Genomic DNA, 17,176 nt, shown 5'->3' on the forward strand with positions numbered 1-17,176 from the left:
GCGCGATGGTGCGCCGGCCGGGTCATATTGCGTCGCAGCACGCGACCGCGACGGCGGCTTGCCGGAACCACATAAACCGCAAAGCCGGTGAGCGCAGCGTGGTGAGGGTCCATCCCAGGCCCGCGCCCGAACCGCAAACACCGCCGCCGCAAGGCCCGCACCGACAGCCACCCGCCGCCCCGCCGCAGCGCCGACCGTTAGCGTCCCTGCGACAAACCGCAGCACGCCCGCGCGAACGAATTTCGCCCCGGCACCCGCCCCTCGCCCGAGTTTTGCGCAAACCCGCTGGCGGCCCAAATCCCCGATTCCGCAAATCCGCCGCCCCGGCTTTTGCTCCTACCCATTCCCCATTCCCCATTCCCGGCGCCCCACCGTGACCAACGGCCGACCCGTCCGCCGCCCCCCGGCTGCTACCCTGCGCACACTTTTGTCCCACGCCCCAGAGCCCGCTCCATGCGCATTTCCTTCGCCACGCTCGCCGCGCTGCCCTGCGCCCTGCTCGCCACCGCCGCGTTCGCCCAGAGCGCGCCGTTGACCCTGGCCGACACCATGGCCAACCCGGACTGGATCGGCGCCCCGGTCGAGGCCGCCTGGTGGGCCTGGGACGGCCAGCGCGTGCAGTACCAGCTCAAGCGCGACGATTCGATCGTCCGCGACACCTGGCAGGCCGGTGCCGGCGGCGGCGCGCCGCAGCGGGTCGACGGCGCGGCGCGCGCCGAACTCGATGCCGCCGCCCCGGTCTACGACGCCCAGCGCACGCGCATGGCCTTCGTCCGCAACGGCGACGTGTTCGTGCGCGATCTGCGCAGCGGCGCGCTGACCCAGGTCACCCGCAGCAACGACACCGAGGCGCGGCCGCAGTTCGGCCGCGACGGCAACCTGGTGTTCCGGGTCGACAACCAGTGGTACCAGTGGCGCGCCGGCCAGGGCGTGAGCCAGGCCGCGCAGGTGCGCGCCGAAAACGATCCGGCCAAGGCGCCCAAGGCCGACGCGCTGCGCGATTTCCAACTGGCGACCATCGACACCCTGCGCAACGACCGCGCCCAGCGCGAGGCCGCGCGCGAACAGGACGAGGCCTGGCGCCGCGCCGACGCCAGCCGCGCGCCCAAGCCGGCCTACCTCGGCGACGAAGTCGAGATCGCCGACAGCGCGCTGTCGCCGGACGCGCGCTACCTGCTGGTGGTGACCCAGGCCAAGAAGGGCGACGCCGGCCAGGGCGGCAAGATGCCCAAGTACGTGACCGAATCGGGCTACGAGGAATTCGAGGAAGTGCGCACCCGGGTCGGCCGCAACGAACCGCTGGCGCAGAAGCTGTGGCTGGTCGACGTCGCCAACGCCAAGGCCAGCGAACTCAAGTTCGACGCGCTGCCGGGCATCGCCGTCGACCCGCTGGCGGCGCTGCGCAAGGCCGCCAAGCAGGAGCCGCTCAAGGGCGACCGTCCGGTGCGGGTGGAAACCGACGGCGACGGCAGCGGCGTGTCGATCCGCTGGAGCGACGACGGCCGCCAGGCCGCGGTGTTGATCCGCGCGATCGACAACAAGGACCGCTGGCTGGCCTCGGTCGACCTGGCCCAGGCCAAACTGCAGACCCGCCACCGCCTCACCGATCCGGCCTGGATCGGCTGGAACTTCAACGACTTCGGCTGGACTGCGGACGGCGCGCTGTGGCTGCTGTCGGAACAGAGCGGCTATTCGCACCTCTACCTCAGCGACGGCGGCGCGCCGCGCGCGCTGACCTCGGGCCAGTGGGAGGTCTCCGAGCCGCGTCTGTCCGCCGACGGCAAGAGCTTCTATTTCCTGTGCAACCGCAAGTGGCCGGGCGACTACGAAGTCTGCGCGGTCGACCGCAACGGCGGCGCCGTGCGCGAGGTCACCGCGCTGGACGGGGTGGAGAATTTCGCCCTGTCGCCGGACGGGCGCAAGCTGCTGGTGCGCTACTCCGACAGCTACCTGCCGCCGCAGTTGGCGGTGGTCGGCAGCGACGGCGAAGGCCTGGTCAAGCTCACCGACACCCGCAAGGACGCGTTCAAGGCGCGCGAGTGGATCCGTCCCGAGTACGTGCAGATCCCGTCCAAGCACGGCGCCGGCACGGTCTGGGGCAAGTACTACGGGCCCAAGACGGTCGAGCCGGGCAAGAAGTACCCGGTGGTGATGTTCGTCCACGGCGCCGGTTACCTGCAGAACGTCAGCGCGCGCTATCCGAACTACTTCCGCGAGCAGATGTTCCACAACCTGCTGGTGAACGAAGGCTACATCGTGCTCGACCTGGACTACCGCGCCTCGGAAGGCTACGGCCGCGACTGGCGCACGGCGATCTACCGGCAGATGGGCCATCCAGAGCTCGAGGACTACCTGGACGGCCTGGATTGGCTGGTCGCCAACAAGCAGGGCGACCGCGACCGCGCCGGCATCTACGGCGGTTCCTACGGCGGCTTCATGACCTTCATGGCGCTGTTCCGCAGCCCCGGCACGTTCAAGGCCGGCGCCGCGCTGCGCCCGGTCGCCGACTGGTCGCAGTACAACCACGAGTACACCTCGAACATCCTCAACACCCCGGAGCTCGATCCGCAGGCGTACAAGAAGTCCTCGCCGATCGAATACGCCGCCGGGCTCAAGGACAGCCTGCTGATCGCCCACGGCATGATCGACGACAACGTGTTCTTCAAGGACTCGGTGATGATGACCCAGAAGCTGATCGAGCTGCGCAAGGACAAGTGGGAGATCGCCCCCTATCCGCTGGAGCGCCACGGCTTCGTCCATCCGGACGCCTGGTACGACGAGTACCGGCGCATCCACGAGCTATTCAATCGCACGCTGAAGTGAGCGCGGCCGGGACGGAGGAACGGGCGGCGAGCGGAAGCCGGGATCCCGCCCGCGCCCGTTGCCCGTTCCTCGTCGCCCGCCGCTCGCCTCTCGGCCAGCGGCGCCTGCGACCGAACGCCGCAGCGGCCGCCTGACCCAAATCAAATCCGCGCCGGCCGACGCCGCTAGAATGCGCGGATGAACGATTTCGACCGCGTACGCGACTACCTCACCGGCCTGCAGGACCGCATCTGCGCCGCCATCGAACAGGCCGACGGCGGCGCCCGCTTCGTCGAAGACCGCTGGCAGCGCGCCGAAGGCGGCGGCGGCCGCACCCGCGTGCTGCGCGGCGGCAAGGTGTTCGAGCAGGCCGGGATCGGCTTCTCCGACGTGTCCGGCAGCAAGCTGCCGCCCTCGGCCAGCGCGGCGCGGCCGGAACTGGCCGGCGCCTCCTGGCGCGCGGTCGGGGTGTCGCTGGTGTTCCACCCGCACAACCCCTACCTGCCCACCACCCACGCCAACGTGCGCCATTTCCGCGCGATGCGCGACGGCGAGACCGTGGCCTGGTGGTTCGGCGGCGGCTTCGACCTGACCCCGTTCTATCCCTTCGACGAAGACGTGCGCCACTGGCACCGCACGGCGCGCGCGCTGTGCGAGCCGTTCGGCGGCGAGGACCGGTACCAGGCGCACAAGCGCTGGTGCGACGAGTACTTCTTCCTCAAGCACCGCAACGAAACCCGCGGCGTCGGCGGCCTGTTCTTCGACGACCTGCACGACGATTTCGAACGCGACTTCGCCTATCAGCGCGCGGTCGGCGACGGCTTCCTCGACGCCTACCTGCCGCTGGTCGAACGCCGCCGCGACACGCCCTACGGCGAGCGCGAGCGCCAGTTCCAGCTGTACCGGCGCGGCCGCTACGTCGAATTCAACCTGGTCTTCGACCGCGGCACCCTGTTCGGCCTGCAGTCCGGCGGCCGCACCGAATCGATCCTGATGAGCCTGCCGCCGCTGGTGCGCTGGGAGTACGGCTTCCAGCCCGAAGCCGGCAGCGACGAAGCGCGGCTGGCGGAGTATCTGCTGCCGCGGGATTGGGCTTGAAGCGAGGAGTGAGCGCAGAGGAGTGAGGAGCGAGCAGCGGCCGCGACTTTGGCTCTACTCACTCCTCTGCGCTCGCTTCTTGCTCCTACTCACTTCTCGCTGCGCTTCAAAATCGTAATCCGCCCGTTGGTCTCCAGCATCGCCACCTCGATCGCGTCGAAATCGTCGCAGTCGTTCTCGCGCATCGCCTTGTCGAAATCGGCGCGGCTGACCAGTTCGCGCCGCAGCACCCGGCGGAACACCCGGCCGGCGCGCGCCAGCACCACCGGCTCGCCTTCGAGCAGGCGCTCGGCGCGCTCGCTGCGCGCGGCGACGAAGCCGACCGCCCAGTTCAGCGCCATCAGCGTCGCCGCCAGCAACAAGCCGCCGCCGACCGAGGTGTCGCTGCCGAGCAGGGCGTTCTGCACCGCGTTGCCGAGCAGCACGATCAGCAGCATGTCGAACGAGGTGAACTGGCCCATGGTGCGCTTGCCCGACAGGCGGATCAGCGCCAGCAGGACGAAATAGACCACGCAGGCGCGCAGCGGGTAGTGCCACCAGGGCATCGACAGGTCGAAGGCATCGGTCATGGGCGCGGCTCCGCATCGTTCGGACGCCGCCGCGGTCGCGCCGCGGCGGCAGGACCCGGCGATTCTGGACCGCGGCGGCGTGCAGCGCGCGTGCAGCCGCCGGCGCAACGCGTTGTAGCGCAATGTGCGCCGCGTCACTTGTTGAGTTTGATTCGCATTTGCATCTTCCGCGCGACCGTCGCAGAATGCGCACGCTTCGCCCGCCCCGGGATTTCAGCCAGCGCGGAGCCTCTCCCAACATCCGCGCAGAACCGGCGCCCGGCGACCGTCCGGCGGCGCGCGTTCGCGCCCCTGCCGAAGGAACGCCGCCCGATGTCCGCCTCCTCCTCCCGCCTGCTGTCCGGCCTGGCCCTGCTCGCCTGCGCTCCGCTGGCGCATGCGGCCGACGCCGCAGACGCCGGCGACAGCGCCCGCACCCTGGACACGATCACCGTAGTCGCCGAGCGTGAGCCCGGCAACTTCGACCTCGACCGCGGCGAGATCGAGCTGACCCAGGCCTCCGACCTCGGCGATCTGCTGTCCAACGAATCCGGCGTCGCGGTCGGCGGCGGCTCGCCGGTGGCGCAGAAGGTCTACGTGCGCGGCTTCGAGGACACCTTGCTCAACGTCAGCATCGACGGCGCGCAGGAACCGGCCGAGCTCTACCATCACCAGACCCGGGTCCAGATCGAGCCGGAGTTCATCAAGTCGATCGAACTCGACGCCGGCGCGGGCGCGGCCACCGCCGGCGCCGGCGCGCTGACCGGCGCGATGCGGGTGCGCACCCGCGACGCCTTCGACCTGCTGCGCCCGGGCCAGAATGCCGGCTTCCTGGTCAAGGCCCAGGCCGGCTTCAACGGCGAGAACAGCAGCAAGGGCGTGCTGGCCGGCTACGGCCGCCTGTCCGACCGGCTCGGCCTGCTCGCCACCTACGTCTACCAGGACGGCGGCGACTACGACGACGGCCACGGCGACCGGGTCGAACCGACCGGCTACCGCCATGAGCGCGCCCAGGCCAAGCTCAGCGGCCTGTTCGACGCGCACCAGTTCGATTTTTCGGCCGAGCAGCTGGAAGACACCGGCACCTACTACGAACGCCCGCACATGACCAACTTCAGCGGCCGCTTCGTGCTGTCCGACCACCGCATGCGCCGCACCACCTACGCCTACGAACACCGCTTCGATCCGGACGGCGAGGCGCTGAACCTGCGCTTCAACGCCTACCGCACCCGTAGCGACTACCAGAACCGGCGCAACACCACCGGCCTGCTGTACGGCTGGGGCGAACAGACCAGCACCGGCTTCGACCTGCGCAACACCTCGGCCTGGGACGCGCTGTCGCTGACCTACGGCGTGGACTACCGCGGCGACCGCCTGCACGCGCTGCAACAGGCCACGCCGCGCCCGTTCTGGGGCCGCACCGAGCAGACCGCGAAGGTGTTCGGCGCCTACGCCCAGGGCGAATGGCAGGCCTCGCCGCAGTGGAAGCTGGCCGCCGGCCTGCGCTGGGACGACTACCGCCACCAGGGCGAGTCGGGCGTCAGCGCCGGCGCGCGCAACGACCAGGCCAAGCTCAGCCCGAACCTGTCGCTGACCTGGACCCCGATCGAATCGCTGAGCCTGCGCGCGGCCTATTCGGAGGCCTTCCGCGGCGTCACCATCCGCGAGGCCTTCTTCAGCTCGCTCTACACCCACCGCGGCGACCTCGACGGCGAGCAGGCCGACAACCTCGAATTCGGCATCGCCTGGGAACGCGACGGCTTCTTCGCCCGCGCCACCGTGTTCCGCCAGCGCATCGAGAACTACATCAACGCGGTCTACGACGGCGGCGCCGCCTGGGGTTACTGGGAGAACGTGGGCACGGCCAAGGTCGACGGCTACGAAGCCGAGCTCGGCCAGCGCTGGGAGCGCAGCGGCTGGAGCCTGGGGGTGTGGAACTCGGACAACAAGCTCGACGGCCGCCCGCTCAACGACGCCGACCTCGGCCTGGGCACCAGCATCGGCCGCACCTGGACCGCGCGCTTCGACTGGCAGCCGGCCTCGGCCCAGGCCAACTACGCGATCCGCGCGCGCCTGGTCGAGGACGAGCGCAACTCGATCGCTCCGGCCGCGCCGGACAAGCCCGGCTACGCGGTGGTCGATGTGATGGCGAACTGGAACCTGCTCGGCGACGACCGGCTCAAGCTGGGTGCGGCGATCAACAATCTGTTCGACCGTTTCTATTACGACCACGGCACCTACGGCTATCAGGCCGGGACCAAGAGCTACATCGGCTTCCCTTCGCCGGGCCGCGAGCTGTCGCTGTCGCTGACCTATCGCTACTGAGTCCGGTCGCGCCGGGCGCGGGGCAGGCCGCCTCGCGCCCGGGTCGCCGGCGCCGATTACCGCGTCGGATTCGTTCGAGCAACGACTCGACACAAACTTGGCACATTAAGATAGTTAACTGGGCCCGGTTAATGTCGGCAGCGCGGCACATTAACTCGCTGAATGAAATCGTCCCGGCACTTTCGGCGACACAAATAAAAAGCCCCGCGGGCAGGGGGGGCCGGCGGGGCTGGTGGAGCGGGACCTGGGGAGGGGTCGTACGCTCCGGGGGATCACTCCAGGGGAGGGAGAGATCAGCGACAGACGTTGCATCTGTCGCGGCCTATATGACCATCTCCCACATGGATAGTTCGTGAAGATCGGAGTTAATAATTTGTTGGATTCAGGAGAGATTCATTAAGCCCAGTCCAGCAAAATCAATAGCTTCCAGATAATCAATGCGCTTCGTCCCAGTTAATCCCGACCCCGCTGTCGACGACGAGCGGTACCCGCAGGCTCGCCGCGGCCGACATCCGGGCCGAGGCCTGCGCCACCAGGGTATCGACGAAACCGTCGTCGACTTCGAACACCAGTTCGTCGTGCACCTGCAGGATCATCTTGGCCTGCCCGCCCTGCCCGGCCAGCCAGCCGTCGATGTCGATCATCGCCCGCTTGATGATGTCGGCCGCGGTGCCCTGCATCGGCGCATTGATCGCGGCGCGCTCGGCGCCGGCGCGCAGGCCCTGGTTGGAGGCCTTGATGTTCTCCAGGTATAGGCGGCGGCCGAACACGGTTTCGACATAGCCCTGGTCGCGCGCTTCCTGGCGGGTGCGCTCCATGAAATCGCGCACCCCCGGATAACGGCTGAAGTACAGGGCGATGTAGTCCTGCGCCTCGCCGCGGCCGATGCCGAGCTGGCGCGCCAGGCCGAACGCGCTCATGCCGTACATCAGGCCGAAGTTGATCGCCTTGGCGGCGCGGCGCTCGTTGCCGCTGACCTCGTCGATCGACGCCTTGCCGAACACTTCCGCGGCGGTGGCGCGATGCACGTCGGCGCCGGATTCGAACGCGCGCACCAGGCCGGTGTCCTCCGACAGGTGGGCCATGATCCGCAATTCGATCTGCGAATAGTCGCAGGCGACCAGGCGCCGGCCTTGCGGGGCGACGAAGGCGCGGCGGATGCGGCGGCCGTCGTCGGTGCGGATCGGGATGTTCTGCAGATTCGGATCGCTGGAGGCGAGCCGGCCGGTGGCGGCGCCGGCCTGGTGGTAGCTGGTGTGGACGCGGCCGGTGTGCGGATTGACCATCTCCGACAGCTTGTCGGTGTAGGTGCTGCGCAGCTTGGCCAGGCCGCGGTACTCCAGGATCACCCGCGGCAGCTCGTGCTGGTCGGCGATCGCCTCCAGCGCCTCTTCGTTGGTCGACGGCGCGCCGGACGGCGTCTTGACCAAGACCGGCAGCTTGAGCTCGTCGAACAGCAGCGCGCCGAGCTGCTTGGGCGAATCCAGGTTGAAGGCGCGCCCGGCCAGTTCGGTCGCCTTCTGCTGCGCGGCGAGCATGCGCCGCGACAGGTCGGCCGACTGCCGGCGCAGTTCGTCGCCGTCGATCATCACCCCGTTGGCCTCGACCCGCGCCAGCACCGGCACCAACGGCATTTCGATCTCGCGGTAGACGCGCTCCAGCGCCGGCTCGGCGGCCAGGCGCGGGCCCAGCACCCGGTGCAGGCGCAGGGTCACGTCGGCGTCTTCGGCGGCGTAGCGGGTCGCATCGTCGATGGCGACCTGCGAGAACGCGATCTGCTTGGCGCCCTTGCCGGCGACATCGGCGTACTTGATCGTGTCGTAGCCCAGGTAGCGCTTGGCCAGCGAGTCCATGTCGTGGCGGCTGGCGGTGGCGTTGTAGACGAAGCTTTCGAGCATGGTGTCGTCGGCGTAGCCGGCGACCTCGACCCCGTGCCGGCGCAGCACGTGCAGGTCGTACTTGCCGTGCTGGCCGAGCTTGCGCCTGGCCGGATCGGCGAACGCGGGACGCAGCGCGGCCAGCACCTGCTCGCGATCGAGCTGGGCCGGCGCACCGGGATAGTCGTGGCCGACCGGCACGTACACCGCACGGCCGCTGCGGGTGGCGAAGCTGAGCCCGACCAGGTTGGCCTGCATCGCATCCAGCGAGTCGGTCTCGGTATCGAAGGCGAACTCCTCGGCCGCCTGCAGTTCGGCGACCAACGCATCGAGCTGGGCCTGGGTGGTCACCGCCTCGTATTCGCCGGGCACGGCCAGTGCGGCGTCGGGCGTTTCCGCCGCGGCGCTGGAACGGGCGTGGCCGGCGGCGGTGGCGCGCAGGCCGGCGCGGTCGGCGGCCAGCTCGTTGGCGGCCGCGGCGGCGCCGCCCTCGAGTTCGCGCAGCGCCTGCTTGAAGCCGTAGCGCGCGTACAGGGTGCGCAGCGATTCGCTGTCGCGCTCGCGCAGAGCCAATTCCTGCGGGCCGCGCTCGAGCTCGACGTCGGTCTTGATCGTCGCCAACTGGCGGTTCAGCGGCAGCCGCGGCAGGGCCGCGCGCAGGTTGTCGCCGATCTTGCCCTTGATCTGCGCGGCGTGCTCGATCACCCCGTCCAGGGTGCCGTACTCGCCCAGCCACTTGGCCGCGGTCTTGGGCCCGCATTTCTCCACGCCGGGGATGTTGTCGACGCTGTCGCCCATCAGCGACAGCAGGTCGATGACCTGGTTGGGGTTGACCCCGAACTTGGCGAACACCGCCTCGTCCGAATCCATCCGGCTGCCGCTCATGGTGTTGACCAGGACCACGCCCGGCCGCACCAGCTGGGCGAAATCCTTGTCGCCGGTGGAGATGGTCACGTCGATGCCGTCGGCCGCCGCGCGCAGGGCCAGGGTGCCGATCACGTCGTCGGCCTCGACCCCGTCGATGCGCAGGATCGGGATGCCCAAGGCCTCGACGATCTCGCACATCGGCAGCACCTGCGCGCGCAGGTCGTCCGGCATCGGCGGGCGGTTGGCCTTGTACTGCGGGTCGAGATCGTCGCGGAAGGTCTTGCCGGGCGCGTCGACCACGAAGGCGACGAAGTCGGGCCGTTCGTTCAAGGTCGAGCGCAGCATGTTGACCACGCCGAACAGGGCGCCGGTGGGCTCGCCCGCGTCGTTGCTCAAGGGCGGCAACGCATGGAAGGCGCGGTAGAGGTAGCTGGAACCATCGATGAGGACGAGTCGTTTCATGTCCGCGATTCTACGCCCGCCGGTCTCGCAGCCCGAAACCGGCGCCGGGCCATGCGCGCGCTTCACCGCATCCGGCGTATCCTGTCGGCCTGAAGCAACCGCCCAAGAATGGAGAACCGCCATGCGCGCCCCCAACGCGACGTCGGTCGCAGTGTTCGCCTCGCCCCGGGCCCTGTTCGCCGCCACCGCCCTGCTCGCCCTGGCCCTGACCGGCTGCGCCAGCACCGGCGCCGCCGCGGACGACCCCACCGCCGGCCTCAGCAACGCCGAAATCCGCACCCGCACGGTCGAGAACGGCGACGTGCTGGAGGAATACCGCGTCGCCGGCCAGTTGCGCGCGGTCAAGGTCACCCCGGCGCGCGGCCCGATCTATTACCTGGTCGACGAAAACGGCGACGGCCGCCTGGACAGCAGCAAGGGCGAAGGCACGGTGTCGCCGGTGTATTTCAAGCTCTTCAGCTGGTAACGGAGCAGGAGACAACGGATAGGAGATAGCGAGCTTTGCCCGGTGCTTCGACTCTCGCCAGTCCGCCCTCTCCCAGCCCCGCTTTCGCTATCCACCCCCTCCCATCCGCTATCTCCCAGCACCATGGACATCTGCACCATGGACATCCGCACCATCGTCGGCGACACCGCCCTGCGCCAGGTCTGGCCGCTGGTCTCGCAGCTGCGCCCGGATTTCGACGAGGAGCGTTTCGTGGCCCAGATGCATCGGCAGATCGCCGAGGGCTGTCGCGCCACCGTGGCCTACGACGAACAAGGCCTGCCGCGCGCGTTCGCCTGCTGGCGGGTGATGGAGATGCTCGCGGTCGGCCTGCACGTCTATGTCGACGATCTGATCGTCGACCAGACCGTGCGCAGCCGCGGCTACGGCAAGGCCCTGCTCGACTGGCTCAAGGCCGAGGCCAAGCGCCTGGGCTGCGCGCGCCTGCAGCTGGACTCGGGCACCCAGCGCCAGGACGCGCACGCCTTCTATCTGCGCGAGCGCCTGCGCATCGAAGCCTTCCACTTCGGCGTCGCCCTCGACTGAGCCGGGCGACACGACGCTGAACCGTCGCGCGGCTCCGGCCCGAACGGCACACGAGATCGTCCGCGCGGCCTGCTAGGGTGGCTGGGCCACGGGGGGTGGCGACAGGGACGACGTCGATGGCGCTCGGGTTCCGACGGCAATCGCGCGGGCGGGCAGCGGCCGCCGGGTTCCGGCTGCCGTGGCTGCTGGCGCTCGCCTGGCTGCTGGCCGGTTGCGGCGAACGCGCCGCCGACCTGGAGCATCCGCAACGCTACGACGCGCCCGGCCTGCGCCTGCAGGTGCCGGGCAACTGGCGCATCGGCGAGGACCGGCGCATCGGCCAGGTCCAGTACCTGACCGTGGAAAGCCCGGGTTCGGCGCTGTTCGTGGCCATCGTCGGCAGCGGCCGCGGCCAGGAGCTGGACACCTTCGCCCGCAGCTTCGCCGCCGAAGCCGACCGGCAACTGCCGCCGTCGTCGGTGCCCGGCCACCGCTTCGAGCGCGGCGGCTTCGCCGAAGGCGCGATCCGCGAGCGCTACAGCCTGCGCCTGGGCGGCGTCGACGTGCCGCACCGGCGCGAGTACCGCAAGGTCACCGGCGCGCGCCGCAGCGCGTTCCTGATCACCCAGGGCGCCGAACAGGACCTGGACAAGACCCAGCCCGGCTTCGACCTGCTGCTGCGCTCGTTCGAGCTGCCCGAAGCGCCGTAGCGCGCGCCGCGCTCAGCGCGGGCCGTCGGCGCGGCCGCGCCGCAGCCGCCGCCCCAACGCCACCGCCAGCCGCGGCACCAGCGCCGCCAGCGCCGGCGCAATGCAGGCCAGCTGGATCCACAGGTAATTGAACGCCAGGTTGACCGGCAGCCCGCTGTGCCACTGCTCTGGATCGGCGGCGAAGCGCAGCAGGGCCGGCAACGGGGTCAGCAGCAGGCAGAACAGCAGCCCGCGCACCGCCGCGTCGGTGCCGCGGCTGAGCCAGGCGATAGGAGCGAGGAAGGCGAAGCCGACCAGTTCGTGAAACCCCATGCCGAACGGCAGGTCCGGGGCCCAGCCCGGCACGCTCATGACCTTGCCGAACAGATAGGCCTGCGGGTGCGCCGCGACGACCGCGGACAGGCCGATCAGGCCGTAGCCGAACAACGCCAGGTTCCAGTGCCGATCCGAAGCAGGCCGATTCGAAGCAGGCCGATTCGGAGCACGCCGATTCGAAGCAGGCCGGTCCGAAGCTTGGCTTGTATCCATGAGTCGCTTTCCTTGGCGGCGCCGTCGCCCGATGCGGCGGCGCGGTGGTTCGTCCTTGCGCCGGCGGCCGCTCGCGGCCGGCCCGGCGTCGCTATCGCGGTCGGTTCGGCGCGATCGGCGCTACGCGCGATCGAGCCGCTGCGGCCGGCCCGCTCAGGCCGGCTGCAGGTTCGCGTACGCCAACACCAGCCACTTGCTGCCGGCGTCGTCGAAGTTGACCTGCACCCGCGCGTGCGCGCCGCTGCCCTCGTAGTCGGTGACCGTGCCGGTGCCGAAGCTGGGATGGCGCACCTGCGCGCCCAGCCGCACCGGCGGCGCCTCGATCGCGGCGTGGCCGGGGTCGCGGCGCGGCGCGGCGTTGTACATCGGCCGCGACACCTGCACCTTGGGCCGGACCTCGTTGAGCAACGCGGTGGGAATCTCGCGCAGGAAACGCGACGGCACGCCGAACATGTCCATGCCGTGGATGCGCCGGGTCTCGGCGTAGCTCAGCACCAGCTTCTCGCGCGCGCGGGTGATGCCGACATAGGCCAGCCGGCGCTCCTCTTCCAGGCGCCCGGATTCCTCGGTCGAGCGCCCGCTCGGGAACAGCCCTTCCTCCAGGCCGCCGAGGAACACCAGCGGGAACTCCAGGCCCTTGGCGCTGTGCAGGGTCATCAGCTGGACCCCGTCCTCGCCGGCCTGGGCCTGGCCTTCGCCGGCTTCGAGCGCGGCGTAGCTGAGGAAGGCGATCAGCTCGGGCATCGCCGCCGCGTCGTCCTCGTCGCTGCGGGTGAAGCGCGAGGCCACCGAGACCAGTTCGTCGAGGTTGTCGGTGCGCGAGTCGAGCTGGCCGCGCGATTCGTTGGCGTAGTGGTCGCGCAGGCCCGAGCGCTGCAGCACGTGGTCGATCTTCTCCTGCAGCGGAATCTCGGTCACGTCGGCCTGCAGGGCGTCGATCAGGGTCGCGAAGCCGGCCAGGGCGTTGCGCGCGCGCGCCGCCAGCACGCTTTCGCCGGACACGCGGCGCGCGGCTTCCCACAGCGACACCGCATCGGCGCGGGCGCGCTTGCGCACCTCGTCGAGGGTGCGCTCGCCGATGCCGCGGGTCGGGGTGTTGACCGCGCGCTCGAACGCCGCGTCGTCGTCGCGGTTGGCGATCAGGCGCAGATAGGCCAGGGTGTCCTTGATTTCGGCGCGCTCGAAGAAGCGCTGGCCGCCGTAGACCCGGTACGGCACCTGCTCGGACAGCAAGGCTTCTTCGTAGGCGCGCGACTGCGCGTTGCTGCGGTAGAGCACGGCGACGTCGCCGTAGCTGCCGCCGTCGCGCACCCACTGGCGCAGGCGCTCGACCACGAAGCGCGCCTCGTCCATCTCGTTGTAGGCCGCGTACAGGTCGATCGGCTCGCCGTGGCCGGTATCGGTCCACAGCTTCTTGCCGAGCCGGTCCGGGTTGTGGGCGATGACCGCGTTGGCGGCGTCGAGGATGTTGGCGCTGGAGCGGTAGTTCTGCTCCAGGCGGATGGTCTGCGCGCCGGGGAAGTCGCGCAGGAAGCGCTGCACGTTCTCGACCTTGGCCCCGCGCCAGCCGTAGATCGCCTGATCGTCGTCGCCGACCACGAACACGTGGCCGGTGTCGCCGGCGAGCACGCGCACGAAGGCGTACTGGATCGCGTTGGTGTCCTGGAACTCGTCGACCAGGATCTCGCGGAAGCGGGTGCGGTAATGGGTCAGCAGGGCCGGGTTGTCGCGCAGCAGTTCGTGCGCGCGCAGCAGCAGCTCGGCGAAGTCGACCAGGCCGGCGCGCTCGCAACGTTCCTGGTAGGCCTCGTAGCAGCGCAGCATCACGTCCGACCAGTCGTCGCCGCCGGGCTGGATATTGCGCGGGCGCCGGCCCTCGTCCTTCTGCGCGTTGATCCACCAGGCGATCTGGCGCGGCGGAAAGCGGGTTTCGTCCAGCTCCAGCGACTGCACCACGCGCTTGACCAGGCGCAGTTGGTCGTCGCTGTCGAGCACCTGGAAGCCTTCCGGCAGCTTGGCCTCCTGCCAGTGCAGGCGCAGCAGGCGGTGGGCCAGGCCGTGGAAGGTGCCGATCCACATCCCGCGCGCGCCGCGCGCCAGCTGCGCGTCGACGCGCTGGCGCATCTCGCCGGCGGCCTTGTTGGTGAAGGTGACCGCGAGGATGCCGTGGGTCGGCACGCCGAAGACTTCGTTGAGCCAGGCGATGCGGTGGGTCAGCACGCGGGTCTTGCCGCTGCCGGCGCCGGCCAGGACCAGATAGTGGCCGGGCGGCGCCGAAACGGCTTCGCGCTGGGCCGGATTGAGTGCGTCGAGCAGGTGCGATACGTCCATCGCGCTATTGTAGCGGCGATGCCTGCGGGAACCTTCGCGGCGCCGCGAAGATCCAAGCCGAACATGCCGACCCGTTCACCCTGGCTGCGCCGCCTCGCCGCCGTCGCCCTCGCCGCGGCGACGCTGCATGCGCAGGCCGCGGGCGCGGCCGAGGACGTGCGCGCGGACACACGCGAGGACATACGCGAGTTCGGCGACGGCGCGCGCCGCCTGCGGATCGTGGTCGAGAACGCGCCCGACCCGGCCCGCGCCGCGTTGCTGCAGGGTTGGCTGAATGAGTGCGCGCGCGCCGCATCGACCGCATTCGGACAACTGCCGCTGGACTACGCCGAGGTGCGGATCCGCGAAGTGCCGCCGGGACGCGACCGCAGCCCGGTGCCCTGGGGCCAGACCCGGCGCGACGCGGACGGGGTCGCGGTGCTGCTGTTCGTGCGCGCCGACGCCGGCCTGGACGAGTTGCGCGCGGACTGGACCGCGGTGCACGAACTCGCCCATCTGTTCCACCCCTTTCTCGGCGACGACGGCCGCTGGCTGGCCGAGGGCCTGGCCAGCTACTACCAGAACGTGCTGCGCGCCCGCGCCGGCCTGCTGAGCGCCGACGAAGCCTGGCGCCGGCTCGACGCCGGTTTCGCGCGCGGCCGCCGGGTCGGCCCGGGCGCGCGCATGGACGCGATCGGCCGCGGCCGCGCCGGCACCATGCGGGTGTACTGGGCCGGCGCCGCGTATTGGCTGGACGCCGACGTGACCCTGCGCCGCGAGCACGGCAGCAGCCTGGACCGGGTGCTGGCGCGGTATGCGCGCTGCTGCCTGGACGGCGGCGCCGAGCTGAGCCCGGAGCAATTCGTCGCCGCGCTCGACCGCGCCGGCGGCGCGGGCGTGTTCGCCCGGCTGTACCGGCGCCACGCCGCGCTGCGCGAGTTCCCGGCGCAGCAGGCGAGCTATACGGCGCTGGGGCTGAGCGTCGAGGACGGCCGGCTGCAGTTCTCTCAGCGCGCCGACGCGGCGCGCCTGCGCGCGGCGATCATGCGCGCGCCGGCGGCGCCGGACGCGCGCTGAGCCCGTACCCGGGCCTCAGTGGGCCTTGGCCGGCTTGTGCGCGGCGGCGCTGCTCATCAGCTTGTCGGTCCAGGCGATGCCGATCGCCGAGAGGATGAACAGGAAGTGGATCAGCGCCTGCCACATCACGCCCTGCTCGGTCAGCTTGCTGCAGCCGGCGGTGGCGTTGGCCACGCCGTTGGCGGTCGCCGCGGCCGCGGCCTGGGCGGCAGCGAAAGCCTGCGGCGTGCCGCACAGCGGCAGTCCCAGGTCGCCGGCGCCGATGAAGGTCTTGAGCAGGTGGATCGAGGAGATGCCGATGATCGCCATCGCCAGCTTGACCTTGAGCACGCTGGCGTTGACGTGGCTCAGCCATTCGGGCTGGTCCGGATGGCCTTCCAGGCGCAGGCGCGAGACGAAGGTCTCGTAGCCGCCGACGATCACCATCACCAGCAGGTTGGAGATCATCACCACGTCGATCAGGCCGAGCACGATCAGCATGATCGACTGCTCGGTCAGGGTCGCCGCGTCGTGCACCAGGTGGATCAGCTCGCGCACGAACTGGAACACGTACACGCCCTGGGCGACGATCAGGCCCAGGTACAAGGGCAGCTGCAGCCAGCGCGAGCTGAAGATCAGGGCCGGCAGGGGATTGAGTCGGTTGATCTTGGGATCGGACATGGGTAGCTCATGAAATCAGACAGATACAGCGCCCAAGAGTAGCCCGCGACGATGGCCGCCGTCATGTCGGGCCGGCCCCAGGGCCGGCCGCCGGGACAGGCCATTCCATCCGGGCCGCGGCCCCGCGCGCCGGGCCGCGCTTACACTGCGGCCTTTGCCGGCGGAGTCATCCCCCATGATCGACCTGCACTACTGGCCCACCCCGAACGGCCACAAGATCACCCTGCTGCTGGAAGAGGCCAACGCCGACGGCGCCGGCCTGGCGTATTCGATCAAGCCGGTCGACATCGGCGCCGGCGACCAGTTCAAGCCCGATTTCCTGCGAATTTCGCCCAACAACCGCATGCCGGCGATCGTCGACCACGCTCCGGCCGATGGCGGCGCGCCGCTGAGCGTGTTCGAATCCGGAGCGATCTTGCAGTATCTGGCGGAAAAGACCGGCCGCTACGGCGGCGACAGCGCGCGCGACCGGGTCGAGATCGGCGAATGGCTGTTCTGGCAGGTCGGCGGCTACGGCCCGATGCTGGGCCAGAACCATCACTTCAACCGCTACGCCCCGGAAAAGGTGCCCTACGCCATCGACCGCTACCAGCGCGAAACCGAACGCCTGTACGGGGTGCTGGACCGGCGCCTGGCCGGGCGCGAGTTCGTCGCCGCCGATACACTCAGCATCGCCGATTTCGCCTGCCACCCCTGGACCCGCGAACACGAATGGCACCACGTCGACCTGGCCCGCTACCCGAACGTCCGGCGCTGGTACGAAACGCTGGCCGCGCGGCCGGCGTTCGCCCGCGCCTACGCGATCGGCCAGGCCTATCGCGCCGACAAGACCATGACCGACGAGATGCGCAAGCATCTGTTCGGCACGCCCGCGCCGACGCCCTGACGGCGCGCTCCACGCCC

Annotated in this window: 13 protein-coding genes; 8 read left to right on the top strand and 5 right to left on the bottom strand. The window is 70.2% G+C overall.

Features of this window, described 5'->3' with window-relative positions:
• Window positions 1–453 precede the first annotated feature (453 nt).
• Window positions 454–2,823 (top strand): S9 family peptidase, encoded by a 2,370-nt coding sequence (locus tag K4L06_RS05325; RefSeq protein ID WP_221670413.1) that lies wholly within the window; start codon window positions 454–456, stop codon window positions 2,821–2,823.
• 177 nt (window positions 2,824–3,000) lie between these two features.
• Window positions 3,001–3,900 carry an oxygen-dependent coproporphyrinogen oxidase gene (gene hemF, locus K4L06_RS05330; RefSeq protein WP_221670414.1) on the top strand — a complete coding sequence of 300 codons (900 nt, stop codon included), beginning with the start codon at window positions 3,001–3,003 and terminating at the stop codon, window positions 3,898–3,900.
• An 89-nt stretch (window positions 3,901–3,989) separates the two neighbouring features.
• Here the strand turns inward: hemF and K4L06_RS05335 are convergent, their stop codons facing one another.
• Window positions 3,990–4,469 (bottom strand): YetF domain-containing protein, encoded by a 480-nt coding sequence (locus K4L06_RS05335; protein WP_221670415.1) that lies wholly within the window; start codon window positions 4,467–4,469, stop codon window positions 3,990–3,992.
• Window positions 4,470–4,781: 312 nt separating this feature from the next.
• On the opposite strand from K4L06_RS05335, the gene K4L06_RS05340 reads away from it, so the two are divergent.
• The gene (locus K4L06_RS05340; RefSeq protein WP_221670416.1) at window positions 4,782–6,773 is read left to right on the top strand and encodes a TonB-dependent receptor; all 1,992 of its coding nucleotides are present in this window, start codon (window positions 4,782–4,784) and stop codon (window positions 6,771–6,773) included.
• Window positions 6,774–7,207: 434 nt separating this feature from the next.
• Here the strand turns inward: K4L06_RS05340 and polA are convergent, their stop codons facing one another.
• Window positions 7,208–9,979, bottom strand: coding sequence for a DNA polymerase I (polA, locus tag K4L06_RS05345; RefSeq protein ID WP_221670417.1), 2,772 nt, complete (start codon window positions 9,977–9,979; stop codon window positions 7,208–7,210).
• A 121-nt stretch (window positions 9,980–10,100) separates the two neighbouring features.
• On the opposite strand from polA, the gene K4L06_RS05350 reads away from it, so the two are divergent.
• The 3 genes from K4L06_RS05350 to K4L06_RS05360 all read left to right on the top strand — a co-directional run bounded on the left by K4L06_RS05350 (window position 10,101) and on the right by K4L06_RS05360 (window position 11,698).
• Window positions 10,101–10,445, top strand: coding sequence for a DUF2782 domain-containing protein (locus tag K4L06_RS05350; protein WP_221670418.1), 345 nt, complete (start codon window positions 10,101–10,103; stop codon window positions 10,443–10,445).
• Window positions 10,446–10,583: 138 nt separating this feature from the next.
• Window positions 10,584–11,009 (top strand): GNAT family N-acetyltransferase, encoded by a 426-nt coding sequence (locus K4L06_RS05355; RefSeq protein WP_221670419.1) that lies wholly within the window; start codon window positions 10,584–10,586, stop codon window positions 11,007–11,009.
• 116 nt (window positions 11,010–11,125) lie between these two features.
• On the top strand, window positions 11,126–11,698 hold the full coding sequence (locus K4L06_RS05360; RefSeq protein ID WP_221670420.1) for a hypothetical protein: 573 nt from the start codon (window positions 11,126–11,128) through the stop codon (window positions 11,696–11,698).
• A gap of 12 nt (window positions 11,699–11,710) precedes the next feature.
• Here the strand turns inward: K4L06_RS05360 and K4L06_RS05365 are convergent, their stop codons facing one another.
• Entirely contained in the window at window positions 11,711–12,124 is a 414-nt protein-coding gene (locus tag K4L06_RS05365; protein ID WP_221670421.1) for a hypothetical protein, read from the bottom strand.
• A gap of 255 nt (window positions 12,125–12,379) precedes the next feature.
• Window positions 12,380–14,557 carry a DNA helicase II gene (gene uvrD / locus K4L06_RS05370; RefSeq protein ID WP_221670422.1) on the bottom strand — a complete coding sequence of 726 codons (2,178 nt, stop codon included), beginning with the start codon at window positions 14,555–14,557 and terminating at the stop codon, window positions 12,380–12,382.
• Window positions 14,558–14,620: 63 nt separating this feature from the next.
• Here uvrD and K4L06_RS05375 point away from each other — a divergent pair, with 63 nt between their 5' ends.
• Entirely contained in the window at window positions 14,621–15,613 is a 993-nt protein-coding gene (locus K4L06_RS05375; protein ID WP_221670423.1) for a hypothetical protein, read from the top strand.
• A gap of 15 nt (window positions 15,614–15,628) precedes the next feature.
• Here the strand turns inward: K4L06_RS05375 and K4L06_RS05380 are convergent, their stop codons facing one another.
• Entirely contained in the window at window positions 15,629–16,273 is a 645-nt protein-coding gene (locus K4L06_RS05380; protein WP_221670424.1) for a TIGR00645 family protein, read from the bottom strand.
• 175 nt (window positions 16,274–16,448) lie between these two features.
• Here K4L06_RS05380 and K4L06_RS05385 point away from each other — a divergent pair, with 175 nt between their 5' ends.
• The gene (locus tag K4L06_RS05385) at window positions 16,449–17,159 is read left to right on the top strand and encodes a glutathione binding-like protein (protein ID WP_221670425.1); all 711 of its coding nucleotides are present in this window, start codon (window positions 16,449–16,451) and stop codon (window positions 17,157–17,159) included.
• Window positions 17,160–17,176 lie beyond the last annotated feature (17 nt).

Source organism: Lysobacter sp. BMK333-48F3, assembly GCF_019733395.1.
In the GTDB taxonomy this organism is placed as follows: domain Bacteria; phylum Pseudomonadota; class Gammaproteobacteria; order Xanthomonadales; family Xanthomonadaceae; genus Lysobacter.